The organism is Mycobacterium sp. E342 (assembly GCF_001667665.1).
Taxonomy (GTDB): domain Bacteria; phylum Actinomycetota; class Actinomycetes; order Mycobacteriales; family Mycobacteriaceae; genus Mycobacterium.
Genome location: NZ_LZJM01000200.1, coordinates 1 through 24,370, shown reverse-complemented (window position 1 = coordinate 24,370; position 24,370 = coordinate 1). Strand labels below are relative to the sequence as shown.

Sequence of the window (24,370 nt, the reverse complement as noted above, 5' to 3'; positions counted from 1 at the left end):
TCTACGCGGTGCCCGACGACCGGGTCGGCGATCAGGTGATGGCCGCGCTGGTATTGCGTGAGGGCGCGCGGCTCGGCCCGGAAGACTTCGCGAACTTCCTTGCCGCACAACCGGACCTGTCACCCAAAGCCTGGCCCCGGTACGTACGCATCAACGCCGACCTGCCGACGACGGCGACGAACAAGGTCCTCAAGCGGGCGCTGATGGCGGCCGGCGTCACCGCGGAGGGCGGTGTCTTGTGGGCGCGCCCGGCTCGCGGCGCCACCTACAGTCAGCTGACGGCTTCGCCGGCCTGAGCCGATTCGGAAAGGTCCTGTGGCGCTTCCCCGAACCGTGCCAGCACCAGCGTTGCCGACACGGCCACGGCGAAGCCCGCGATGACCAGCCAGCCGAGCCCGTCGCGCGCGCTGTCGCCCAGCCACACCACGCCGACGAACGCGGGGGCGATGGTTTCGCCGACGACCATCCCGGCGACGGCCGTGGTCACGGAACCGCGATGCAGCGCGGAGGTTAGCAGCAGGAAACCGGCGGCTCCGCCCGCGACCGTCGCGTACAGCGCCGGATTGGCGTAGAAGGCGCGTCGGGTCGGATCGAGCACCTCGATCAGCCGCACCCCGACCTCGATCACGCCGAAGCCGGTGCCGGCCGCCAGCCCCAGCGCCAGCGCGCGAGGCCGGTCCGGCAGCCGGCCCGCCACGGCGCCGGCGACGAAGATCGCGGCCACCACCCCCAGCAGTGACCAGCCCAGTCCGGCGGGCGCATGCCGGAAGTGTCCGGGCCCGGCGGCGAGTGCGAGCACCACCAGGCTCGCGCACACGATGCCCACCGCGCTCCATTCGGCGGGCGACAACCGCGCCGACAGCACCCATGCGGACGCGATGCCGGTGACCGCGATCGAGGCGGCCAGCGCGGCGGCGACCACATAGATGGGCACCAGGCGCAACGCCGCAACTTGGAGGATGAAACCGAACCCGTCGAGACCCACGCCGAGGACATAGCGCCACTGCCGAGCCGCGCGCCCTCACGCAATACCAGCGCGGCCATCACCTGATCGCCGACCCGGTCGTCGGGCACCGCGTAGACCGCGGCCTGGCTGATCTCGGGCAGGCGTCCCAGGATCCGCTCGATCGGCCCCGCGGCCAGGTTCTCGCCGTCCACCCGCATCCAGTCCGCGGTGCGGCCGGCCAGGTAGATCCAACCGTCGGCGTCGCGATAGGCGAGGTCGCCCGACCAGTACATGCCGTGTCGCATCCGCTCCGCGGTGGCGGCCGGGTCGTTGTAGTAGCCGGCGAACGGGCCCGCGCCCTGGGTGTTGACGAGCTCGCCGACCGCGTCGTCGAAGTTGGTCAGCGCCCCGTGCTCGTCGAATTCCGCGACGGCGCACTCCCGCACCGTCGTCGGGTGGTAGATGCCGACCCCCGGATACGGCTTGCCGATCGAGCCTGGCGGGGTGCCGTCCTCGCGGACGACGATCACCGCGAACTCGCTGGAACCGAAGCTGTCCACCACCCGGCAACCGAAACGCCTTGCGAATTCGGCGATGTCGCGGTCGGTCGCCTCGTTGCCGAACGCCACCCGCAACGTGTTGTCCGCGTCGTCGGGCCGCTCGGGGGTGGACAGGATCAACGCGAGCGGCTTGCCCACATAGTTGAGATACGTCACGCCGTAGCGGCGCACGTCGTCGAGGAACCGCGACGGCGAGAACCGGGCCGGGACCATGATGGCGCCCGCACCGATGGCGACCGCCCACCCGGCGGCGACACCGTTGGAGTGAAAGAGCGGCATCGACAGGTAGCACACGTCGGCGGCGGTGACGTCGTACTGGAAGATCAGGCTGGCGCCGCACATGATCGCCATCGCATGGGCGAGCCGGACAACCTTCGGGTCCCCGCTGGTGCCGGAGGTGAAGATCATCATCAGGGTGTCACCGCCGGCGACCTCACGGTGCGGCACCAGTGCCGGCGCGGTGGCAACCAGTTGGGCGTAGCGCCGGCCGGTCACGTCGAGCACCTCGATGCCGCTGAGATCCAAGCCGTCCAACAGGTCACGGTGTTCGGGGTCGACGAGCAGCAACTGACAGTCGGAGCGCCGAATGTCACCCAGCAGGCCGTCCCCGCGCCGGGTCATGTTGATCCCGCACAACACGTAGCCGCCCAGCGCGGCCGCGGCCATGGCGCGGAGCATCGCCGGGGAGTTGGGCAGCAGGGCCCCGACGTGCAGCGGACGGGCCGGATCGGCGAGACCGATCAGCGCGGCGGCCTCCGCCTCGGCCTCCGCGAGGTGTTCTCTCCAGGTCCAGACGCGCTCGCCGTGGGCGAGCGCCGGGGTGTCGTCGTCCCGGCGTTGCCGCAGCAATTGCTGCACCGTTTCGATCATCGGGTGGTCAGCACCAGCCCGGCATAGTGCCGGCGCGCCACGTCGTCGCAGTGGCGCCGGTAGGTGCCGAATCCACCGGCGTAGGGCATGAAGACCCGCTTTTTGCCTTCGATATTGGCGCCGAGGTACCACGACGAGGCGGCTTTCGGGAACAGCGTCTGCTCGGCGGCCGTCGCGACATGCTCCGTCCAGGCCTCGGCGGCGTCGCGGCGCGGCTCCACCTCCGTCACCCCGAGGCGACGCATCGTCACCAGCAACTCGATCACCCAGTCGACCTGCACCTCGGCGTGCAGCACCATGTTGGCCAGCACCGAGGGGCTGCCCGGGCCGCTGATGGTGAACATGTTGGGCAGGCCGGGCACCATCAGGCCGAGGAAGGTCAGGGGGCCGTCGGCCCAGAGATCGCGCAGCCGCACTCCCCCGGGCCCCTCGGGGTCGATGCGGGTCAGCGCGCCGGTGAGCGCGTCGAAGCCGGTGGCGAAGATCAGCACGTCGCACGGGTAGGTCGCGGCGACGGTTCGCACGCCGTCGGCGGTGATGGTCTCGATGGGCTCGCGGCGCAGGTTGACCAGGCGGACGTTGTCCCGGTTGAATGCGGCGTAATAACCACCGTCGGTGCAGATTCGCTTCGTCCCGATCGGGTGGTCGACGGGGATGAGGTCGTTGGCGACGAGGGGATCGGCCACGATTTCGCGGATCCGCTCCTCGGCGAACTCGCGCGCGATGTGGTTGGCGGCGAGGTCGGAGTTCTGGTCGGGGAACGTCTTGGCGAACAGCACGCCGCCCTCGCGCCAGCGCCGCCACAGCGCCTCGGTGCGTTCCTGCGGATCGGTGTCGACCGCGTTCTTGTGGTACGTGCCGTGCGGTGTGCCGGAGGCCGCGTAGGCCGAGGCGCGACGGCGCTCGGGATACTGCTCCCGGATCTGTCGTTGTTCCTCCGGCGTCCAGGGGCGGTTGGGCATCGGGATGCTGTAGTTCGCCGATCGCTGGAACACCACCAGCCGGTCCGCCTGCGCGGCGACGATCGGAACCGCCTGAATGCCTGAGGATCCCGTGCCGATCAGGCCGACGCGCTTGCCGCGCAGGTCGGGGTCCTGGCGCGGCCACGCGGCGGTGAAGTAGACCTCGCCCGCGAAATCGTCGGTGCCGGGAATGTCCGGGCGGTTGACGGCCGACAGGCAACCCGTCGCGCAGATGAGGAACCGGGCGGCATAGGTCTGGTGGTCGCGGGTGCGGACGTGCCATCGGCCTTGGCCGAATGTGGCGCCGACGACGTCGACCCCGAACCTGTAGTGGCGGCGCAAATCGAACCGGTCGGCGACGTGGCTCAGGTAGGCAAGGATCTCCGGTTGGGCGGCGAAACGTTCGGTCCACGTCCAGCTCTGCTGGAGCTCCTCATCGAATGAGTAGGAATAATCGACACTTTCGACGTCGCACCGCGCGCCCGGGTAGCGATTCCAGTACCAGGTGCCGCCCACATCGGGTGCCGCCTCGATGCCGAGCACCGACAGTCCCGCCGACGCGGCGCGGTGCACGGTGTAGAGCCCGGCGAACCCCGCCCCTATGACGATCACGTCGATCAGGTCTTCGACGTCGGTATCGGTATCGGTCATGTCGCCTCACGAAGGGTCGTCGGGAGCAACCTCCGCAGGTCGGCGCAGATCAGGTCGAGCGCCGAGACCGCGGGGGGGAACGCCGGGATGGTCAGGAAGCCGTGAAACAGGTCCGGGAAATCGCGGTGCACCACGGGCACCCCCGCGTCGCGTAATCGGCGCGCATAGTCGCAGCCCTCGCTGTGCAGCGGATCGAGGCCGGCGGTGACGACCACGGCGGGCGGGAGGCCGGCGTGCGAATCGGCGCGGGCCGGCGCCACCAAATCGGTTTGGCCCGAGGCTGTTTCGCCACCGAGGTACTGGCGCCAGTACCATTGCATGGCTGCGCTGGTGAGGAAGTAGCCGGTGGCGCAGCGCCGGTAGCTGTCGGTGTCGAACGACGGGTCGATGACCGGATAGATCAGGAGTTGCGCGGCCGGCCCGGGGACCCCGCGTTCGCGGCAGCGGATGGCGGTCACCGCGGCGAGGTTGCCGCCGGCGCTGTCACCGGCGATGGCCGTGCGTGCCGGGTCGATGCCGAGTTCGGGCGCGTGGTCGACCACCCAGCAGAACGCGGCGAAGGCGTCCAGCGCGGCCGCGGGCGCGGGGTGTTCGGGCGCGAGGCGGTAGCCGATCGACACCACGACCGCCTGCACACCGCGGGACAGTGCGCGACAGAAGCCGTCGTGAGACTCGATGTCGCACAACACGAATCCGCCGCCATGGTAGAACACGACCGCGGCGCGGTCGGCCTGCGGTTCGCCGTGCGGGTAGTAGATCCGCGCGGGGATGTCCCCGGCGGGCCCGGGAATCGACCGGTCTTCGGTGCGGCGGACGTCGTCGATGTTGTCGACGGGCCTGCGCCGCTCGGCGACGGCCGCGCGAGCCTGCACGGCGGTCATGGTCTCGATACGCGGGAATCCCGCGTCCAATTCGCGCAACAGCGCCCGGACGCCGCCAAAGGGGTCGTCCATGTACACCTCCGAGCTCGTCGTTGAGTCGGTCACGCCGGCCGGTACTTCAAGAGGGTGATTCCGGCTTCGGGCAGATCGTAGAACACCGGCTCGACCCGGATGCGCATCGCTAGTCCCCCCGCATCAGCAGCGCGACCTGCTCGCTCATGATCCCGCCGTTGCCGGTGACGAACGCCGTGTGGCAGTCGCGCACCTGCGCGTCGCCGGCCCTTCCCATGACCTGTCGGGCGCCGTCGACGACGTGGTGCATGCCGCCGGCCATCCCGGCCTGCCCGAAGGACAGTTGCCCACCGGCGGTGTTGAGCGGAAAGTCGCCGCGGTAGGTCAGGTCGTGACCGGTGATCCAGGACATCCCATGGCCCTTGTCGCAGAAGCCGGCGTCCTCGAGGCTCATCAGCACGGTGATGGTGTAGCAGTCGTAGATCGACGCCACGTCCACGTCCGAGCGGTGCAGACCGGCCATGGCGAATGCCTTGTCGGCGGCGCGGGCGATCGGGGTGTGCAGCAGATCCTCGGCGTAGGTCGGGGTCTTGAAGGCGATGTGCTCGCCAAAACCCTTGATCCACACCGGTCGGTGGCGGGCGCTGCGGGCGATGTCGGCGTTGGCGATCAACACGCCCGCTCCCCCGTGCACCCGCATCACGGTCTCGAGCATGTGAATGGGGTCGGCGATCATCGGGCTGGCGAGCACGTCGGCGACCGTGATCGGGGTGCCGTGGAACACCGCACCGGGGTGGCCGCACGCATTGGTCCGCTGGTCGACGGCGATCTTGGCGACCGCGGCGGGGTCGTAACCGTATTCGGCGGCGTAGCGCTGGGCGATCTGCGCGTACGGCGCGTTCTGGCCCACGTTGCCATACGGGATCTCGAATTCCGCCTGCGGCGACCCGTAGTTGTTCGATGACGCCCCATACCAATTCGGGGCCGGCGGCGGCCGCTTCTCGGACTGCGGCTGCGACGCCGAGCCCGGAACAACGGCCAGGGCGGCGTCGCAGATGCCCAGCTCTACCGCGGCGGCCGCCCGCCAGATCATGCCCGCCGCGGTGGCCCCGCCCAAGTCGACCCGCTCACCGAAGTCCAAGGGCAGGCCGAGGTACTCGCACAGGGTGGCGGGCGCGAACATCGCCGACTCGGCGATGCCGTGGGTCAGCAAACCGTTGACGCAGGAGGCGTCGACGCCTGCGTCGTCGATCACCAACTTCGCCAGCACGGCGTACTGGTCGAGGGTGAACAGCGGCGGCCCGGTGGGACGCCGCTGCGCCGGCAGTTCGGCGATGCCGACGATCGCCGCCTCGCCGCGCAGCCCCGTCACTGATCGGCTTCCCGAGGCTTACCGCGCCGGGGTAGCTCGACCGTCGCGGTTCCCGGCATCAGCACCGTCTGCTCGCGGCGGCCGGCGATGTCGAGATCCACCAGGCCGGCGCCCTCGCCGGAAAGGCGCTTTCCGGTGATCGTGCCGCCGAAGCTCAGCGGCTGGCCGGGATGGGCGACCGCGCGGTTCTGGATGGAAAAGGACACCAGCCGGCCACGCCCGCCGATCCAGTCCCCGATGGCCCGGCCGAGCAGCGCGGCCTGCAGGGGTCCGTGGACCAGTACGTCGTCGTAGCCTTCGACCGTGCGAGCCCAGTCTTTGTCGTAGTGGATGCGATGGCCGTTGTAGGTGGCGGCGCTGAAGAAGAACAACTGCTTTTCGTCGACGGTCACGGTGAGTTCGGGCATCTGGTGGCCCACCTCGACGTCCTCGTAAAAGACTTGGCCGGTCATCGGGCTCCTAGGGACGGGCGATCATGGACGTCGACGCCTCGGCGAGCAGGTCTTGGTGCTGGTTGCGGTACACGGTGCGCCAGGTGACCAAGACGAATTTGCCGGAGCGACCCTGCTTTTCGACGATGGAGGCGATGGTGCGCACCATCTCGACTTGGTCGCGGTGATACGCCGGCAGGTGGAAGGCGAAGCTCTCCCCGCCGGCCATCCGCTTGGGGGCGCGCGGAAACGCGAGGCTGCCCGAGACCGCGCCGGAGGAACCGTCGGGCCGCAGCGCCTCGAGGTGCGTGACACCGAGCACGGCGTACTGCAGGAAAAGCGGCGGGCACACGATGTCGCGAAAGCCGTTGGCCCTGGCGTAATCCGGGTCGAACCACAGCGGGTTGTGGTCGCCGATCGCCGCCGCCCACCGTTGCCAGTCGCGCCGGTTCGCCTCGCCCGTCGCCGTGGCGGCGACCGAGCCGACGCGCGCCGCCGATTCGGCGTCGATCAGGCTGTCATCGTTCATTCGGTCTCGTCCAAGGTTTCCTCCAGCCACGATGCGGCGACGTCCGCCCCGCCGCCCCACGTCGAGCCCAGCCGTGCCCGCTCGGACCACAGGTGCAGACCGGTCTCGGTGACGTACCCCATGCCGCCGTGCAACTGGTGGGCGTCCAACGTGATCAACCTGGAAGCGGTGGCGGCGTGCATGCGCGCGATTGCGGTCTCCCGGGTCGCCGTGCGGCCGCGCGCGATCCAGAAGACCGCGGCATGCGCGGCCAGCCGGGCCGCCGCCAGGGCGATGTGCATGTCGGCGACGAGGTGCTGGGCGGCCTGGAACGACGCGATGGGCCGACCGAATTGGTGGCGCAGCGTGGTGTAGTCGACGGTGCGGTCGATCACGGCCTGCCCGACGCCCACCAAGTCGAGCGACCCCAGGGCGACCGCCGTGTTGGCCACGCGCCGCAACGCCGTGGCGGTGGCGTCGCCCACCAGCGCGTCGGCGCCGACCATGACGTCGTCGAAGCGGGCCGTGAACGCCCGGTGCCCGCCCGCGATGGCGAGCGGCTCCACGGACACACCGGGGGCTTCGGGGTCGACGACGAACACCAACGTATCGTCTTGCGCCGCAGCCGATACCACGATGATGTCGGCGACGTCGGCGTCGGCAACATAGTCCGCGGTGCCGCTCAGCCGCCAACCCGCGGCAACGGGATCGGCCCGCAGCGCGGCCGACACCACGGCGGCGTCGCGCGCGCCCCACAGCGCGGTGGTGCCGCGGATCGCGCCCGCGGCCAGGCCCGGCAGCAAGCTTTGCTTGGCCACCAACGAGCCGAGTTGATCGATCGCCAGCGCCGCGTGGATGCTGCTGGCGATCGTCATCGGGCACAGCGCGCGTCCGGCCTCGATAGAGAAGACGGCGAGGTCGTCCAGCGTGCCGCCCGAGCCGCCGTACTCCTCGCCGATGGCCAGCCCGAGCACACCCGCCTCGGTCAGCGCCTTCCACAGCGCGGGAGTGCGACGGTCGGCGCCGGGTTCGGTCAGCGCGCGCACCAGCCGCACCGGGCACTCGGCGGCCAGCAGGGCGCGCAGCGACGCGGCGAACTCGTGCTGTTCGGCGGTGGGTATCACCTTCATGCGTCAGCGCCCGTAGCTGGGCATCTTGTGCCCGCGCTGGGCGATGATGTCGCGGAGCACCTCGTTGGTGCCCCCGCCGAAACGCATCAGGGGCGCCGCCCGGTAGAGCCGCTCGAACGTGCCGGCCAGCGGCGCCTGAGGGCTGCGGTGCGCCAGCAAGCCGTCCGGACCGAGCAGATCGAGCGCGAGCACGGCGATGCGCTGGCGCAGCTCGCTGGTGAACACCTTTTCGACGCTGACCTCCACCGAGGGGATCACTCCGCCGTCGAGGATGGAGGCGGCCTCGTAGCCCATCAGGGTGGCGACCGCCACGTCGGCCTCGGCCTGCGCGAGCCTGCGCCGCAACGACGGGCTTTCGGCCGGCACGGTGCCATCGCGTCGCGGCCGTCGCGCGAGCTCCCGCAGCTCGTCCACGGCCCTCCGCAGGTCGCCCGCGTTGGTCAGTGCGCCGCGTTCCAGATCCAGCGCGCCGGTGATGTACGTCCAGCCGCGGTTGACTTCGCCCACCAGGTTGGTGACCGGCACCCGCACGTCGCGAAAGTGCACCTCGTTGGTGCGGTAGCCCGACCACGCGTAGAGCGGGCGGACCGTCACGCCGGGACTGTCGATTCCGACGACGATGACCGAGATGCCCCGATGGCGAGCGGCCGCGGGATCGGTGCGCACGCAGAGCCACTCGTGGGTGGCGCGCTGCGCGCCGCTGTTCCAGATCTTGGTGCCGTTGATGACCCACTCGTCGCCGTCGCGGACGGCACTGGTGCGCAGGTTGGCCAGGTCGGTGCCCGCGTCGGGCTCGGAATATCCGACGGCGCAGATCATTTCGCCCCTGGCAATCAGGGGTAGCCATTCGGATCTGTTCCGGTCGGTGCCGTGCCGCATGATCATCGGCGCCACCGAGGTGACCGTCAGGTCGGGCCCGGGCACGCCCCAGTACTCGAATTCGCTCATCAACAGGTGCAGGTACATGGCGCCGAGCCCGAGACCGCCGTACTCGGGTGGCCAGTTCAGCCCGAACCAGCCCCTCTCCCCGATCTTGCGACGAAACCGCGCCACCTCGCCGTGCGGGAACTCCAGGTCGTGCTCGGCGAGCTCGGCGCGCAGCTCTGCGGTGACGTTGTCGTGGAGGAACTCGCGGACCTCGGCCAGCCACGCGCGCTGCCCGGCGTCGAGCTCAAAATCCATTCCGGCCCCTTTGCCGCAGATCTGCAGTCGAAGTCTATAAGCGTGATCGACGCGTCGACGGCGTTACACCGACCGCGGGTTCGCGGCGAGCTCGAGCAGCCGTGCGACCGCGGGGTCCGGGTCGGGGCGATGCACAGCGACGATGCTGGTGACGAGGTCGGGTGGTGCTCGGAAAACGGCAGGTAAACCACGTCGGCGTGGCGCATGACCGCGACTTGCTCAGGAACCACGGCAGCCGCGAGACCCGCGATGGGGTAGGACATCATCGCTGACAGCTCGTCTGTCCGGGCCACGATCCGGGGTCTGAGGCCGGCTTCGCGAAGTGCGGCGTGGATCCGGGCGGATACGCCGGGAAGCGACCGCTCGGAAGGAGTGGGCCCGTCCGGCGCGGCATGGGGGCGTCGGCCGGGTGACCACGGCCGCGTCGCCTACGTGACCACTGACGGCGGCACCACCGCTCGCCCGGACGGCAACACCAGGTCCGCCGCGGTCCTGCGCGTCCAGCTGGACCAGGCAAAGAATTGACCACACCGGCGCGCCGACTGTAAATACGCTGTCAAACTCCCGTTAATTCGCATCGGCGCTCTCGCAGATCGGCGGGACGGCTGCCAAAATTTGTGAATCGGCTGGTCGGCGCGGACCAGGACCTGCCCGAGGGAGCCCGAGGGAGATGTCATGCCCACTGTTGAGACACGCCTCCGCGAAGACCTACGCAACTATGCCGTCGAATTGCGGCAGCTGGCATACACCCTTCCCCTCGGTGTGGGCGAGCACGCGCTCCTGCAGTTGTCCGACCGCATGCGCGCAGCCGCAGACCAGGTGATGCGCAAGGGAGCCTGACCGCGACCGGGGCGCTCATGCGTCGTCCGGGTTCAGACCGGCAAACGTCAGGCCTGCGGCGACCGCGGCCATGGCCTGCGCGACCAGATAGATCCATAACGTCGGCCAGGCGAACAGGCCGGCGAGCGCAGCGCCCACGGTGACCGACGGGTTGAACGCGCCACCGGAGATGCCGCCGACCGCGAAAGCGCCCGACACCACGGTGAATCCGATGGCCAGGCCGTAATACGAGTTGTCGGGGTGCGCGCTGCTCGTGGCGACGTTGAGCACCACGTAGCACAGGGCGAAGGTGAACAGGAATTCCACGACGAACACGGCGACCAGCTTGTCGGTCGGCAGGATCAACGTCGCCGGCCGCGCGGCGTGCGCGGGGTCGACGACCCAGTGCACCACCGCCGCCGCGACCAGCCCGGCGCCCAACTGCGCGGCCCAGTACCAGGCGGCGTCCGCCGCCGATATCCGCCGCCGCACCAGCACGGCCAAGGTGACCGCCGGGTTGTAGTGGCCCCCGGAGATGTGGCCGCCCGCGTACACCATCACCATCAGCACCGCACCGATCGCCAGCGGCGCCAACGGGTTTCCGCTGCCGACCGCGGCGCCGCAGGTGAACACCAAGAAGAAGGTGCCAATCGCCTCGACCACGCACTTCGCCGCGGTACGGGAGCGGCCGGCGGCGGGGTCCGCTTCGGCAGTGACGTCGTTGCCCTCGAGCTGGGTGATTCGTTGCATGACACCACCTTCACCCGAGATGGGGGCGGCGTCGTCGGTGCTGCCGCCCGTAGACGCCCCCGGCTGGCGTCAGTTTCCCGATACCCGCCAGCCGCAACCGGCTGGGGGGTCAGCCGCCCTTGAGCCGGATCTTCCAGCGGACGAAGCTCAGGTAGAAGACGCTGATCACCACCAGCATGGCGATGTCGAACCACCACGCGGCCGGCGTGTGACGCCAGTGCGAGTCCTTCGGGCTGAGCGGTCCCGGCACCAGCTTGGTCAGGTCGGCGGTGGAGGCCGACGCCGCGAAGCCCCAGCGCGCCGGAGTGGCCCACGACATCTGGTCCAGCCCGAGCCGTCCGGTCACCGGGATCATGCCGCCGGAGAACACCAGCTGCGACATCACGGCCACCACTAGCAGCGGCATGATCTGTTCGTTCGACTTGGCGATGGCCGACAGCGCCAACCCGAGCATGGCCGACGCCACGCACGTCAGCGCGACGTCGGCGAACAGTTCGAGACCGGGCCGGCCGAGGGCCACCGCACCCTGGGTCGGACCGCCCTTGCCGATCAGCACGATGATGGTCACGATCGCCGACTGGATGACCGCGAAAACCGTGTAGACGCAGACCTTGGCCAGCAGGTAGGCGCTGGTGGACAGCCCGACCGCCTGTTCGCGCAAAAAGATCGGGCGTTCACCGATCAGGTCACGGATGGTCAGCGCGGTCCCCATGAACACCGCACCGACGTTGAGCAGCACCAGGATCTGCCCGGGTTCGTTGGGCGCGGCGCCGTACGGGTTGGGGATGCCGAACCCGACGTTGCCGGGCACCGACATGGACAGCGAACCCATGATGAACGGCAGCACCGCCAGGAACACGAAGTAGCCCCGGTCGGAGAAGATCAGCCGGACCTGCCGCCGCGCGATCGTGGAGAACTGCCGGACGAGGCTGGTGTGCGACGGGTCGCCCAGGTCGGCGGGCTGCTGCGCGGGCGGCGGCGGCGGTGTCGGGCCGGTGCGGGCCAGGTAGCGGGCCTTCGCCCCGTCGGGATCGCCCGCGACACTGCTGAAAATGTCGGCCCAGTTCGTGGTCCCCATGGCCGCCCCGATCTGGCTGGGCGGCCCACAGAAGGCGGTCTTGCCGCCGGGGGCCAGCAGCAGGACCTGATCGCAGACGTCCAGGTAGGTCAGCGAGTGGGTGACCACGAGCACCACGCGGCCGGCGTCGGCCAGCTGCCGCAGCATGGTCATCACCTGGCGGTCCAGCGCGGGGTCCAGGCCGGAGGTCGGCTCGTCGAGGATCAGCAGCGACGGCCCGGTCAGCAACTCCAGGGCGACCGAGGCGCGCTTGCGCTGGCCGCCGGAGAGCTTGTCGACCCGGGTGTGCAGGTGCTGGGTCATCTCGAGTTCCTCGAGCACCCGGGCGACCACCTGGGCCCGGTCGTCCTTGGTGGTGTCCGGCGGCAACCGCAGCTCGGCGGCGTACATCAGCGCCTGCTGCACCGTCAGCTGCCCGTGCACCACGTCGTCCTGGGGCACCATGCCGATCCTGCTGCGCAGCGAAGCGTACTCGGCGTGCACGTTGTGGCCCTCGAACGCGACGGTGCCCCTGGTCGGGTGCGTGTACCCCGCGACGAGCCGGGCGAACGTCGACTTGCCCGCCCCCGACGGCCCGATGACGGCCGTCAGCGTCCCGGGCTGGGCGCCCAACGAGATGTCGTCCAGCAGCGTCTTATTGTTCTCGATCGTCCACGTCACGCCGTGCACGTCCAGCCCACCCGTGGGGGTCGCGGTCGCGCTCTCGTCGCGCCGGGCCAGCGTGCCGCCGGCGAAGACGAGGTCGATGTTGCCGATCGTGACGACGTCGCCGTCGTGCAGCACCGCCGAGTCGACCCGGGCGCCGTTGACGAAGGTGCCGTTGATGCTGCGGTTGTCGTGGATCTCGGTGCCGTGCGGCGTCGGGACCAGGGTGGCGTGATGGCGCGACGCCAGCACTTCGGGAATGACGATGTCGTTGTCGTTGGCCCGACCGATCTTGATCGCGCCCGGGACCGACTCCGCGGCCTTGCCCGGCCGCAGGATCTTCATCATCGATGTCGCGATGTTGGACGCGTCGCCGCCGACCCGCCCGGTCTCCAATCCCGCCGGCTGCCCGACGGGGGCCGGGGGCACGTTCACGGGCTGCGGGCGGTAGATCTGCGGCGCCTGTTGGGCCCCGCTGGGCGACGCCGCCGGGTGGGCACCGGTCGGGTACCGCGGCTGCGGGGCCGACGGGTGGCTCGGCATCGACCCGCTCGGCGGATGCACGGGCTGCGGTCCACTCGGCTGGTGCGTGGGCTGCCGGAACGAGGCCGACGCCGGTTGGTGCGGCTGGCCGGGCCAGTGCGCGCCGGACGGTTGGGACTGCGTCACGCGCGGGCTCGCCGCGCCGGCCGGGTTGACGATCGGGATCGACGTCGTCAGCGGGGGCCGCCCGGCCGCGCCCTGGTGGCGGCCGACCTCGAAGGTCAGCGCCGGACCGTCCGGATTGCCGATGTTGACGCGCGTGCCGTCCTGGATGTCGACCATGGGCACGCGATGGTGATTGACGAACAGCCCGTTGAGGCTGCCGTTGTCGATGGCTATCCATCGGCCCTGGTCGAATCGGACGATGAGGTGCGTGCGGGAGATCAAGGGATGTGCCACGCGGACGTCGGCGCGGAGGTCACGCCCGATCGCGACATCGTTGCCTGCGGCGAACGTGCGCTCGGATCCTTCGTACCGCACGGTCAATACAGGTGGGGCTGGTCGGCTCATTACGACCAACTGTATCGGCAGCGCCGGGAATCGGGTCGCGGAATCTCGACGGGGTCGACTCCATGCGCCCCGGCGCCTTGTGTCGGCCGGCTTTTCGACGGGCGGACGGCGGCCGGCCGCCGCCCCCGCCTGAGGGGAACGATGGTCTTCCTGACGACGTTCCCATCGCCGGTGCGGTCAAGCAGCGGCGTGTCGACGCCCGCGGGCGCGGTGCCCTCGAGCGGTCCGGGCCCGACAGGGAGGAACGCCGGCGTATGGTGCCGGCGGAGCCCGCACCCGAGAACAGCGGCGACTGGCGACGGTTACCGATCATGGTCGAAAGGCTTGCCGCCCTGCCACTTTCGTAGTTAAGTTAGCCGGCTGCCGCGGTGGTGTGCAGGCCGCGCCGCCACGGTGGAGCCTCGGCGGTGACGTCCTTGACGAAATCCCCGATATGGCGGATGGCACGCCTGCCCTCCGGCAGGATGTCCGCCGCCAACGGAAAATCGTGGATCTGGCCGTCCCACAGGTGTAGATCACACGGAATGCCGCTGGCTTCCAAGCGCTTTGCCATCAGCTCGGCATCCGGGAGCAGCAGTTCATCGGAGCTGGCGTGGATGGTCACCGGCGGCAGCCGGGACAGATCGGCGTCCACCGGCGAAGCCACGGCGGAGTCGCGGCGCCCCTCCACAACCTGTGCCTGACTCAGGTATTGGGCGAACATCGACAACGCCCCGCGCGTGAACATCGAGCACTTCCGCGCGTTGGGGTGCCGCAGCTTTCGCGCCGGGTCGGCATCGGTGAACGGTGAGATGGTCGCAATTCCCGCCGGCCGCATCACTTCGTTGCGAATGGCCAACAGCGTGGTCATGAACGCGAGATACCCGCCGGCGGAGTCGCCGGCGACGACCACCTGCTCGCCGTCGAAACCACGATCCTGCAGCCAGCGAAGCCCGCTGATCCCGTCGTCGATCGCGTCGGTGATGTGATGCGAGGGCAGCTTTCGGTATCCCACGGTGAGCACCGCGGCATCCGCCGCCTTCGACAAGCGGGTGACCACCGAGCGGTGCGTGTTGAGACCACAGGTGAGGAAGGCGCCGCCGTGCAAATAGAGGATCGCCCGGTCGGTCGACGCGCCGGGGGCGCAAACCCACTCGGCCGCACAGTTTTCCAGTCGCACCGGTTCGATTTCGGCGGAGATGCCGACCCGCGGCACCAATCCCGCGAGCCCGTCGACGTACTCGAATGGCCAGTGCAAGTTGGGAGTAACGGCCCAGGCGCGCACGGTGTTCTTCACGATCAATCGGCTGGCCAAGGAGACCGCGACCGATTGCGGACTGTGGCGCCGGTGGAGCCGCCGCTTCATTGCGCCACTTGGCAATACGCGATGTGGATCGGTGGTGCTAACCATGCAATCCCTCCTAAATGGGCAGGGGATACCCGCGCGAGGCCGGGAAAAACTGCGGGTGAAGGTGTCGCGAATGTTGGGTACATCACGGTTTACCGCCGGTGGCCGGTGGGTATAGATGAACTTTCCGGCTCTTGATGCAGGGCTCTTCTAGAGCTCCAGGGGCCCGGGCCTCGCGAATCTGGCCCGGTGGCCCAGGATATGACCCATGAGACCCGAGATGCGGGCCGACCCGCTGTTGAGTGGCCGGGTGGCGGTGGTGACCGGCGGTGGCGGCGGCATCGGCGCGGCCACCGCCAGGGTGTTCGCGGCGCACGGAGCCCACGTAGTGATCGTCGACGTGGATGCCGCGCTAGCCGCAGGGACGGTCGACGACATCGCGGCCGCGGGCGGATCGGCCGTGGCCGTGGTCAGCGACGTCCGGGACGCGGATGCGGTCGACGACTTGGCGCGGTCGGTGCTGGATCGCTACGGTCGGGCCGACGTCCTGGTCAACAACGTGGGCCACTGGCTGCGGCATCCGGGCGACTTCGTCGACACCGACGCGCAATTCTGGGACGAGCTCTACCGGATCAACCTGCACCACGTCTTCCTGGTCACCCGGGCTTTCCTGCCGGCGATGATCGCCCGGCGGGCCGGCGCGATCGTCAATGTCTCCTCCGTGGAGGGGATGCGCGGCTATCCGGAGGACCCGGTCTATGCCGCCTTCAAGGCCGCCGTCATCCAGTTCACCCGCAGCCTCGCCGTGCAGGTGGGCGGGCACGGGGTGCGGGTCAACGCGATCGCCCCCGACGTGACGGAATCGCTGCAGGTGCCCTACTCGCAATGGCTGTCGCCCGAAGAGCAGACGCAGTGGCCGCAATGGGTTCCGGTCGGCCGGATGGGGGTGCCCGAGGATCAGGCCGACGTGATCCTGTTTCTGGCGTCGGACCTGTCGGCGTTCGTCACCGGCCACACCATCCCGACCGACGGCGGAACCGGCGCGGCGGGCGGCTGGTTCCGCTCGTCGCGCCGGCCCGACCGCGAGTGGACGAATCGGCCGATCGCGCCGTGATCGTCCTGGCCCTCAGACCAGCCCCAACGCGGCGTTCTCCGCCCGGATCCGGACGTTGAGCACCAGTGCGTTCGCGATGCTGAACGCGATCGCCGTCAGCCACGCCGAGTGCACCAGCGGCAGCGCGGCCACCTCCGCCGTGACGGCGGCGTAATTCGGGTGGCGTACCCATCGGTAGAGCCCGTCGCGCACCAACGGCGCGCCCGGGATGACGATGAGCCGTGGATTCCAGCGCCTGCCGAGCACGCTCACGCAGCGCCAGCGCACCGCGGTGCTCAGCGCCACCACAGCGAGCATCGGCCAGCCCAGCCATCCGATGAACGGCCGTGCGAACACCCAGGTTTCCACGACGCATGAAACCAGCAGCAGGGCATGCATGCTGACCATCGCCGGGTAGTGGTCACGGCCGAATTCCTTGCCGCCGTGCGCGAGTGACCATTTGGTGTTCCGTTGTGAGACCGCCAGCTCCACCAGGCGCTCGACGCCGATGGCCAGAATGAACAGGTAGTAGTACATGGTCTCGTCCCTCACCACTGCAGCAGGAGCAGCTCGAAGCTGAAGCCCGGCCCCATCGCCAGCATCACCCCGAAGGCCCCTTCGGCCGGCGGCCCCGCGACGGTTCGGCGCAGGACGTCGAGCACGGACGCCGAGGAGATGTTGCCGTTGTCCCGCATCGAGTTTCGGCTGTGCACCAACGCCTCCGGCGGGAGTTCAAGCGCATCCTCGATCGAGTCGAGGACTTTCGGGCCGCCGGGATGACACACCCACGCCGAGACGTCGGCCAGGGACAGGCCGTGGTCGGCCAGGAAACCGTCGACCTCGTCCCGCAGGTAGGCATCGGCCATCTTGGGCACGTCGCGCGACATCACCAGCTGGAACCCGCTGGATCCCACGTTCCACCCCATGACGTCAACGGTCTCGGGCACCACACAGCTGCGCGTCCCCAAGAGCCGGGGCGCACGACGTCCGTTGTGGGCGGGGGGGATTCGGTCGGCTCCGGTGGCGACCACGGCGGCTGCGCCGTCACCGAACAGAGACACCCCGATCAGGGCGGGGATCGAGGTGTCGTCGCGCTGCAGCGTGAGGGAGCACAACTCGACCGACAGGAGCACGGCCACATCCCCCGGGTAGCCATGCAGGTAGTCGTGCACGCGCGCCATCCCGGCGGCGCCGGCAACACAGCCGAGGCCGAACAGCGGAACGCGCTTGATGTTGGGCCGCAGGCCGATTCGGGTCATCAGCCGCGCGTCGATGGTCGGCACCGCGACGCCGGTGCTGGAAACCATCACGATGGTGTCCACCTCGTGTGCCGCGATGCCGGCCTCCTCCAGCGCCGAACGTATCGCCCGTTCGCCGAGATCGACGGCGACCTCGAGATAGGCATCGTTGGCTTCGGTGAAGCCGCTCAGCTGTGGGTAGCGTGACAGCGGCAGCGCGAGGCTGCGGTGGTCTACCCCCGTCGTCTCGGCGAAACGCAGGAAACGCGGATCGGCGAATTCGGTGAGCTCGCGGGCGACTTCGTCTTGGTTGTACCGGTGCGGGGTGAAGGCCACCGCCGCCCCGGCGATGTGCGGTGCGCCCTGCTCGCGGTGAGCGGCCCGGCGCGGCGATGTGAGATGCGTTGTTGCGGTCATGCCTATGCCGACGACGGGCCGCGCCGCACGGTTCATCCGAATGACTCGCGGGTGAGATGAACCACACGGCGGCGCTTGCCGTTAACCAACCGAGGGGGTGGCAGGGGAAGTAGCGCGACGCGAGTCAGGGTGTCTGCGCGGGGCGGAACCGGGCCTGGTCGTCGATGACCGTGACCGGTATGCCGTTGAGCGCACCGTTTCCGGACGGCTCGTCGATAAACGTCGGTGGGGAAAGCACATTCGTGTTGACCCCCGGTGAACTGTTGGCGACCGACAGGCGAGTGCCCGGCTTGCCGTGCCCCCATCCGTGGGGCATCGACACCACGCCCGGTTTGATCGCGTCGGTGATCTCCACAGGCACCTTGATCTCGCCGGCCGCCGACTTCACGGTGACGACGTCGTCGTCGGCGACACCGCAGCGCACCGCGTCGTCGGGATGAATCAGCAACGTGCAGCGGTCCTTTCCCCTCATCAGCGCCGGCACGTTGTGCAGCCAGGTGTTGTTCGAGCGCAGGTGCCTGCGACTCACCAGGACCAGCGGCTCGGCGGGCCGCTCCAGCCGCGCCGCGAGCCTCGGCAGGTCGTCCAGCAGGTATTGCGGGGCGAGATGGATCTTCTTGTCGAGGGTGCCCAAGATCTCGGGCAACTGCGGCACCATCGGCCCGAAGTCGATGCCGTTCGGGTTGGCCTTGAGCATGTCCAGGGTGAGCCCGCCCGGGTTCTTGCCGTACTGGTCCCCGAACGGCCCGGTGCGCAGCGTGAGGTCGAGCATGCGCTCGGGGCCACCTTTCAAACCGGCCTCGTCATACAGCTTGCGGATCTCCGCACCGTCGAGGCCCTGGGTGAAGGCCAGGTAGTCGAAGAAGCCGTCGTCGATCGCCGCGACGTCGACGTCCTCGGCCGGTGTTCCGGTGCACAGGCCGGTCAGCCGGATCAGGATCTCCCACTCGTGCGGGCGGTCGCCCGGATCGAATACCGGCGCGGAGTAGTTCGCGATGCTGCGGATCGCGAAAAGCAGGATCAGGTCGTCGTGGTGCGGCTGCTCGAGCGGGGACAGGCCGGGCAGGATCACATCGGCGTGCCGCGTCGTCTCGTTGAGCCAAAGGTCAACGGAGATCATCGCTTCCAGCATCGGCAGCACCTCGTCGAGCTTGTCGCCGCTAGGGGTGGACAAGACGGGATTGCCTGCGACGGTGATCAGCGCCTTGAGCTGGCCCTCGCCCGGGGTGGCGATCTCCTCGGCCATGCACGACACCGGCGCCTGGCCCAGCACTTCCTTGGCCCCGCGCACCCGGGTGTGCCAGCGGCCGAATTCCGGGAGGCCGCCCTCCAGGCCGGGCAGCGGCTGCGTGGTGATCGACCACGCCGCCGGCTTGGGAAACATCGCTCCCCCGGGCACGTCGAAGTGGCCGGTCAAGATGTTGATCACGTCCACCAGCCAGCTGGCCAGGCTGCCGAACTCTTGGTTGCACAAACCAATTCGCCCGTACACCACGGATTTCTCGGTGCCGGCGAGTTCCCGGGCCAGAAGGCGGATGCGGTCCTCGCCGATGCCGGTGACCGCGCTGACCCGTTCCGGCGGCCACTCCGCGGCCACCCGGCGCATGGTGTCGACGCCGTCGACGTGCGGCCCGGGATTGATCAGGTCTTCATCGAACAAGGTGTGCGCCACGGCCAGCAGCAGCGCGGCGTCGGTGCCGGGCACGATGGGAAGCCATTCGTCGGCGCGGTCCGCCGTCTGCGTGCGCACCGGGTCGATCACGATCACCTTGCCGCGCTTGCGGATCGCCTCGATCAGGCCCATCACGTCGGGCGCGGCCAGCAGCGAACCCTGCGACGCGGCGGGGTTGGCCCCCATGATGACCATCAGGTCGGTGCGTTCGATGTCGGGCACCGGGAAGTTCCACCAGAGGCCGTACATCAGGTGCGAGGACAGGTTCTTCGGCCATTGGTCGACCGTCCCCGGCGAATACGTCACCGGCATGCCGGACATGCCCATCAGCACACCGGCGTACCGGGCCAACGAAAACGAGTGCGCCAGCGGGTTGCCGGTGTAGGCGGTGACCGCGCCGATCCCGTATTTCTCGATCACCGGCGTCAGCAATTCGGTGCAGCGGCGGAAGGCCGCGTCCCAGCTGACCTCGCGCCATTGGCCGTCGACCTTGATCATGGGCCGGCGGATGCGGTCCGGGTCGTCGTGCAGCGCCGCAAGTGAGACACCCTTCGGGCAGATGTGTCCGCGGCTCCACACGTCGTCGCGGTTTCCCCGGATGCCGGTGACCTTGCCGCCGTCGACCCGAATCTCCAAGCCGCACATGGCTTCACAGAGGGGGCAGGTGCGCAGGTGCCTGCCGTCCTCGCCCGTCGTCACCCACCCACTGTATTCCGCTACCGACCGTCGCGGAAGTGGCAAAATGCGGCAACCGGCGGCCCACGAATTCCTTGAGAGACATTTGAATCGGGCCGGTGCGCTGTACAAGGGCGAGTCGCCGAACTTAGCGTCGACGCCGTGAGCGATCACGCCACCGGCATCGAATACCTGCGCGCTGAGGTCATCGACCGGGTAGACGCGCAGCCCTTCGAGGACTGGTCCCCGGCCCTGCTGCGGGCCCTGATCGCGGTCTTCGACCTGAACGGCGTGGTCCCGGCCACCCCCCGCGCCTTCCGGCCCCACATCGTGAAGTAGCCGCCACAACCGCGAAAGCGGCACTGGCAGCGCGATTTCCACAACGCCTCGGCGACGGGGGGGGCGTCCGCGTATTAGGCTCCGGCACAGCCCCGGCAACCCGGCGGGAGAACGGAGCCACCGCGGTGGAGATGTGGGAACTGTCCGCGCGTGAGCGGATCCGCGACACGATTGCCCGCTACAACTGGGCCGGCGACGCCGGCGACGTGGACGGCCTCGCCGCGACGTTCTGCGCGGACGGCGTCCTGGAAATCCGCGGCCGCGAGCCGCTGCGGGGGCGATCGGCGATCGCCGCGTTCCTGCGCGGTGTGGCCGTCACCCGGGAAGCGGACCTCAAGCCGATCGTCCGGCACGTCGTCAGCAACGTGCTGTTCACCGGGCTCAACCGCGACACGGCGCACGTCTCGTCGTACTTCACCGTGGTCACCCACGTCGGCCTCGACCATGCCGGCCGCTACCGCGACACCTTGGTGCCCGACGGCGGCACCTGGCTCATCAGCCATCGGAAGGTCTCGACCGACTGGGTGGCCCCGGACTCCGCCATGGCTCGCCGCAGATGAACGTCGGTGGCGATTGCGTGAATGTCTGGCTGATGATGTTTGCCGCGGACCGCTCAACGGCTACAGATAGAAATCACACCTAGACATTGCGGTTGATCCTGATTGCGTTCGCCGGCGGGCCCCGGGACTGAGCGCACGCTGTGTGACCAGCGGTCATAGCCGCACCGACGAGACGAGCGGATATGGAACGACTGAGCGGTTTTGACGCGTTCTTCCTGTACCTGGAATCACCGACGCAACCCTTGAACGTTTGCTGCGTGCTGGAGTTGGACCCGTCGACCATGCCGGGTGGCTACTCATTCGACCGGTTGCGTGAAGCGCTGTGGGCGCGGTTGGACGCGGTGCCGGAATTCCGTCTTAAGCTGGCCGACAGCCAGCTGAACCTCGACCATCCGGTCTGGACCGACGACGATGATTTCGACCTCGGGCGGCATCTGCACCGCGCTGCCGTCCCGGCACCCGGCGGCCCCCGGGAGTTAGCGGAGATCTGTGGTCACGTCGCCGGGCTCCCGCTCGATCGCGATCGACCGCTGTGGGAGATGTGGGTGATCGAGGGCCTGCACGGCAACGAGGCGCTGGCCGTCGTCCTCAAGGTTCACCACGCGGTGGTGGACGGGGTGGGCGGGGCCAACCTGCTGGCCCAGTTGTGCAGCAGGGCGCCGGACGCGCCGGCGCCGGAACCCGCCACCCGCGCCGGCGCGGCGAATCCCCTCCTGATCGCCGCCTCCGGGCTGATCGCTGCCGGGCTGCGGCCGTGGCGCCTGGCCAAGGTGCTACCGGCGACCGCGCTAACGCTGGCCCAGACGGTGCTGCGGGCCCGCGGCGGTGGACACACCATGGCCGCCCCGTTCGCCGGGCCGCCGACGCCGTTCAACGGCCGGTTCACCAAGCGCCGCAACGTCGCGTTGGCCAGCCTGGACCTCGAGGACGTCAAGAAGGTCAAGAACAGATTCGGCGTCACCGTCAACGACGTGGTCACCGCGCTGTGCGCGGGGGCGCTGCGGCAGTTCTTGCTGGAGCGGGGCGAACTGACGGACAGGCCGCTGGTGGCCAGTGTGCCGGTCTCGGTCCGGGGCAAATCGGACCGGCCGGGCCGCAACCAGACCACCTGGATGCTGTGCCGGCTGGAAACCCACATCGACGACCCGGCGCAACGACTGCGCAGCATCGCCGAAGGCAACACCGCCGCCAAGGAGCACTCGGCCGCCCTCGGTCCCAGCCTGCTGCAGGACTGGACGCAGGTGGCCGGACAGACGATGTTCGGCGCCGCGATGAAGCTGCTGCCGCGCATACCCCTGCCCGAGAAACCGCCGCACAACCTGGTGATGTCCAACGTGCCCGGCCCGCAGGAACAGCTCTACTTCCTGGGCTGCCGGCTCGACGCGATGTATCCGCTCGGTCCGATCATCGCCGGCGCCGGTCTCAACATCACCGTGATGTCGCTGAACGGGCGGCTCGGCATCGGCCTCATCGCCTGCCCCGACCTGGTGGCCGACCTGTGGGACGTCGCCGACGCGTTCCCCGCCGCGCTCAAAGAGCTGCTGAATTGCAGCGAACCCAGCCACGACTAGACCCGGCCCGCGCAGGCCCGTCGGGCCACGCGGCCGTGGCATGGCAAGGTGACTTCCGTGGCAAACACCGTTGCGCAACATGACCTGCGTGAAATCAGCACTCCGAAGGGCGCTTTGCGTTACTACGACACCGGCCCGGAATCGGCCCCGGTGCTGTTGTTCCTGCACGGCTCCGGCCCGGGCGTCACCGGATGGCGCAATTTTCGCGGCATCCTGCCCGCTTTCGCCGAGCGGTTCCGCTGCCTGATCCTGGAGTTTCCCGGCTTCGGCGTCAGCGACGACTTCGGCGGCCACCCCATGATCACCGCGTTCGGGACCGTGTCGCCCTTCCTGGACGCACTCGAGATCCAGCAGGTGCACATCGTCGGCAACTCGATGGGCGGCGGGGTCGGCATCAACTTCGCCACCCACAACCCCGACCGCGTCGACCGATTGGTCACCATCGGCGGCATCGGGACCAACATCTTCAGCCCGAGCCCGAGCGAGGGCATCCGGCTGCTGCAGGAGTTCGTCGAGGACCCCACCCGGCAGCGGCTGGTCGACTGGCTCAAGTCGATGGTCTACGACCAGGCGCTGATCACCGAGGAGCTGATCGGGGAACGCTGGGAGCTGGCCACCGACCCGGACACGCTGGCCGCGGCGCGCCGCATGTACGGGAAGGCCGCCTTCGCCGCGATGAACGCCGCGATGGCCGCCTCCGACCGCCCGATGCCGTGGGCGGTCATGCACAAGCTGACGGCGCCCACCCTGCTGACGTGGGGACGCGACGATCGGGTGAGCCCGCCGGACATGGCCCTCATCCCGATGCGCACCATCCCCAACGCGGAGCTGCACATCTTCCCCAACTCCGGGCACTGGGCCATGATCGAGGCCCGGGAGGCGTTCGAGAGCGTCGTGGGGGCGTTCCTTTCGCGGGGCTAACCCGGCCCGGCCAGGCCGGCGGTCAACAACGCGCGCGCACCCGGATTGCCGTCCAGGACACGGGTGGTGCGGACGCTCATCCGCCACTCGCCGTCGATCCGCAGCAGCGTGAAATGGTTTGCCGCGCAACGCCATACCCGATAGCCGTCGTCGTGTCGGATCAGGACCAACGACTCACACACGGCCACCGCCGAGTCGCCGCTGACGGTGACGACGCACGGGCCGAGGAAGTGACAGCACCCCTTGGCCACCAGGTTCTGGTGGGCCGGCGACTGCACCATGGCGTGCACCTCCGCTCTGCCCTCCATGCGCCAGCCGTCGACCTCGTAGCTGCCGTCGCGCGCCCAGAGCCGCGCGGTCGCTTCGGCGTCCCCCGCATCCACCGCCGGGCCGTAGGAGGCGATGAGCCGGCCGATATCGCGTTCGTCCTCGAGTCTGCGCAGCCGGGTCGCGATGCCGTCGACATCGGTCATGGTTTTCTCCTCATCGTCGGGGTTACTGCGGTAGACCATTACTAAGCCCTCACACGTTAGGACGAACTGCATGAGCGAGCGGGTTCCGAACCGGGTAATCGACCGGGTCATTGAACTAGGCGACCAGCTGCGCGACCAGGCCGCCGAAGCCGAGCGGATCGGCCGGCTCACCGACGACACGGTCAAGCTGATGAAGGGCGCGGGCCTGATCCGGATGCTGCAGACCAAGCAATA

General features: G+C 69.2%; 21 protein-coding genes and 3 pseudogenes. 7 read left to right on the top strand and 17 right to left on the bottom strand.

Annotated features, from left to right (window positions below; translation table 11 throughout):
- Positions 1-296: pseudogene (locus tag A5692_RS29500) on the top strand (acyl-CoA synthetase); the annotation flags it as partial.
- Here A5692_RS29500 and A5692_RS29860 read toward each other — a convergent pair.
- The 10 genes and pseudogenes from A5692_RS29860 to A5692_RS30415 form a co-directional block, all read right to left on the bottom strand.
- The gene (locus A5692_RS29860; RefSeq protein ID WP_231984324.1) at positions 272-727 is read right to left on the bottom strand and encodes a hypothetical protein; all 456 of its coding nucleotides are present in this window, start codon (positions 725-727) and stop codon (positions 272-274) included. The pseudogene A5692_RS29500 and the gene A5692_RS29860 sit on opposite strands and share 25 nt — an antisense overlap.
- Positions 728-1,008: 281 nt before the next feature.
- Positions 1,009-2,376, bottom strand: a pseudogene (gene fadD1, locus A5692_RS14645) (fatty-acid--CoA ligase FadD1); the annotation flags it as partial.
- Positions 2,373-3,989 carry an NAD(P)/FAD-dependent oxidoreductase gene (locus tag A5692_RS14640; RefSeq protein ID WP_068057118.1) on the bottom strand — a complete coding sequence of 539 codons (1,617 nt, stop codon included), beginning with the start codon at positions 3,987-3,989 and terminating at the stop codon, positions 2,373-2,375. The gene A5692_RS14640 and the pseudogene fadD1, both read right to left, overlap by 4 nt.
- Entirely contained in the window at positions 3,986-4,942 is a 957-nt protein-coding gene (locus A5692_RS14635; RefSeq protein ID WP_068057126.1) for an alpha/beta hydrolase, read from the bottom strand. The genes A5692_RS14640 and A5692_RS14635 overlap by 4 nt, the downstream gene beginning before the upstream one ends.
- Positions 4,943-5,051: 109 nt before the next feature.
- Entirely contained in the window at positions 5,052-6,254 is a 1,203-nt protein-coding gene (locus tag A5692_RS14630; protein ID WP_068057116.1) for a thiolase family protein, read from the bottom strand.
- Positions 6,251-6,706: a MaoC/PaaZ C-terminal domain-containing protein gene (locus A5692_RS14625; RefSeq protein WP_068057114.1), complete on the bottom strand. Its 456-nt coding sequence runs from the start codon at positions 6,704-6,706 to the stop codon at positions 6,251-6,253. The genes A5692_RS14630 and A5692_RS14625 overlap by 4 nt, the downstream gene beginning before the upstream one ends.
- 7 nt (positions 6,707-6,713) lie before the next feature.
- Positions 6,714-7,214 carry a MaoC family dehydratase N-terminal domain-containing protein gene (locus tag A5692_RS14620; protein ID WP_068057112.1) on the bottom strand — a complete coding sequence of 167 codons (501 nt, stop codon included), beginning with the start codon at positions 7,212-7,214 and terminating at the stop codon, positions 6,714-6,716.
- Positions 7,211-8,323 (bottom strand): acyl-CoA dehydrogenase family protein, encoded by a 1,113-nt coding sequence (locus tag A5692_RS14615; protein WP_068057110.1) that lies wholly within the window; start codon positions 8,321-8,323, stop codon positions 7,211-7,213. The genes A5692_RS14620 and A5692_RS14615 overlap by 4 nt, the downstream gene beginning before the upstream one ends.
- A 3-nt stretch (positions 8,324-8,326) precedes the next feature.
- Positions 8,327-9,505 (bottom strand): acyl-CoA dehydrogenase family protein, encoded by a 1,179-nt coding sequence (locus A5692_RS14610; protein WP_068057108.1) that lies wholly within the window; start codon positions 9,503-9,505, stop codon positions 8,327-8,329.
- 161 nt (positions 9,506-9,666) lie between these two features.
- Positions 9,667-9,840, bottom strand: a pseudogene (locus tag A5692_RS30415) (LysR substrate-binding domain-containing protein); the annotation flags it as partial.
- Positions 9,841-10,180: 340 nt separating this feature from the next.
- On the opposite strand from A5692_RS30415, the gene A5692_RS29495 reads away from it, so the two are divergent.
- The gene (locus A5692_RS29495; RefSeq protein WP_197514465.1) at positions 10,181-10,345 is read left to right on the top strand and encodes a hypothetical protein; all 165 of its coding nucleotides are present in this window, start codon (positions 10,181-10,183) and stop codon (positions 10,343-10,345) included.
- A 15-nt stretch (positions 10,346-10,360) separates the two neighbouring features.
- Here A5692_RS29495 and A5692_RS14605 read toward each other — a convergent pair whose 3' ends face one another.
- From A5692_RS14605 to A5692_RS14595, 3 genes are all read right to left on the bottom strand, one after another.
- Positions 10,361-11,074, bottom strand: coding sequence for an aquaporin (locus A5692_RS14605; protein ID WP_082962715.1), 714 nt, complete (start codon positions 11,072-11,074; stop codon positions 10,361-10,363).
- Positions 11,075-11,183: 109 nt separating this feature from the next.
- Entirely contained in the window at positions 11,184-13,850 is a 2,667-nt protein-coding gene (locus A5692_RS14600; RefSeq protein WP_082962713.1) for an FHA domain-containing protein, read from the bottom strand.
- 352 nt (positions 13,851-14,202) lie between these two features.
- Positions 14,203-15,240 (bottom strand): alpha/beta hydrolase, encoded by a 1,038-nt coding sequence (locus A5692_RS14595; protein ID WP_068057105.1) that lies wholly within the window; start codon positions 15,238-15,240, stop codon positions 14,203-14,205.
- Positions 15,241-15,445: 205 nt separating this feature from the next.
- On the opposite strand from A5692_RS14595, the gene A5692_RS14590 reads away from it, so the two are divergent.
- A complete protein-coding gene (locus A5692_RS14590) occupies positions 15,446-16,291 on the top strand; it encodes an SDR family NAD(P)-dependent oxidoreductase (RefSeq protein WP_068057103.1) in 846 nt (281 codons plus the stop codon).
- A gap of 12 nt (positions 16,292-16,303) precedes the next feature.
- On the opposite strand, the gene A5692_RS14585 is transcribed toward A5692_RS14590, so the two are convergent.
- From A5692_RS14585 to A5692_RS14575, 3 genes are all read right to left on the bottom strand, one after another.
- Positions 16,304-16,807: an isoprenylcysteine carboxyl methyltransferase family protein gene (locus A5692_RS14585; protein WP_067922650.1), complete on the bottom strand. Its 504-nt coding sequence runs from the start codon at positions 16,805-16,807 to the stop codon at positions 16,304-16,306.
- Positions 16,808-16,818: 11 nt separating this feature from the next.
- Complete coding sequence (locus A5692_RS14580) at positions 16,819-17,925, bottom strand: type III polyketide synthase (RefSeq protein ID WP_082962719.1); 1,107 nt, start codon at positions 17,923-17,925, stop codon at positions 16,819-16,821.
- Between the two features lie 124 nt (positions 17,926-18,049).
- A complete protein-coding gene (locus A5692_RS14575) occupies positions 18,050-20,296 on the bottom strand; it encodes a molybdopterin-dependent oxidoreductase (protein WP_082962711.1) in 2,247 nt (748 codons plus the stop codon).
- A 138-nt stretch (positions 20,297-20,434) separates the two neighbouring features.
- Between A5692_RS14575 and A5692_RS29090 the strand changes: the two genes are divergently transcribed.
- From A5692_RS29090 to A5692_RS14560, 4 genes are all read left to right on the top strand, one after another.
- Positions 20,435-20,611 (top strand): hypothetical protein, encoded by a 177-nt coding sequence (locus A5692_RS29090; protein WP_156766084.1) that lies wholly within the window; start codon positions 20,435-20,437, stop codon positions 20,609-20,611.
- Between the two features lie 125 nt (positions 20,612-20,736).
- The gene (locus A5692_RS14570; RefSeq protein WP_068057099.1) at positions 20,737-21,171 is read left to right on the top strand and encodes a nuclear transport factor 2 family protein; all 435 of its coding nucleotides are present in this window, start codon (positions 20,737-20,739) and stop codon (positions 21,169-21,171) included.
- 182 nt (positions 21,172-21,353) lie between these two features.
- Positions 21,354-22,742 (top strand): wax ester/triacylglycerol synthase family O-acyltransferase, encoded by a 1,389-nt coding sequence (locus tag A5692_RS14565; protein WP_068057097.1) that lies wholly within the window; start codon positions 21,354-21,356, stop codon positions 22,740-22,742.
- Between the two features lie 57 nt (positions 22,743-22,799).
- Complete coding sequence (locus A5692_RS14560; protein ID WP_068057095.1) at positions 22,800-23,663, top strand: alpha/beta fold hydrolase; 864 nt, start codon at positions 22,800-22,802, stop codon at positions 23,661-23,663.
- Here the strand turns inward: A5692_RS14560 and A5692_RS14555 are convergent.
- Positions 23,660-24,136 carry a nuclear transport factor 2 family protein gene (locus tag A5692_RS14555; RefSeq protein WP_068057120.1) on the bottom strand — a complete coding sequence of 159 codons (477 nt, stop codon included), beginning with the start codon at positions 24,134-24,136 and terminating at the stop codon, positions 23,660-23,662. The two genes, A5692_RS14560 and A5692_RS14555, sit on opposite strands and share 4 nt — an antisense overlap.
- Positions 24,137-24,370 lie beyond the last annotated feature (234 nt).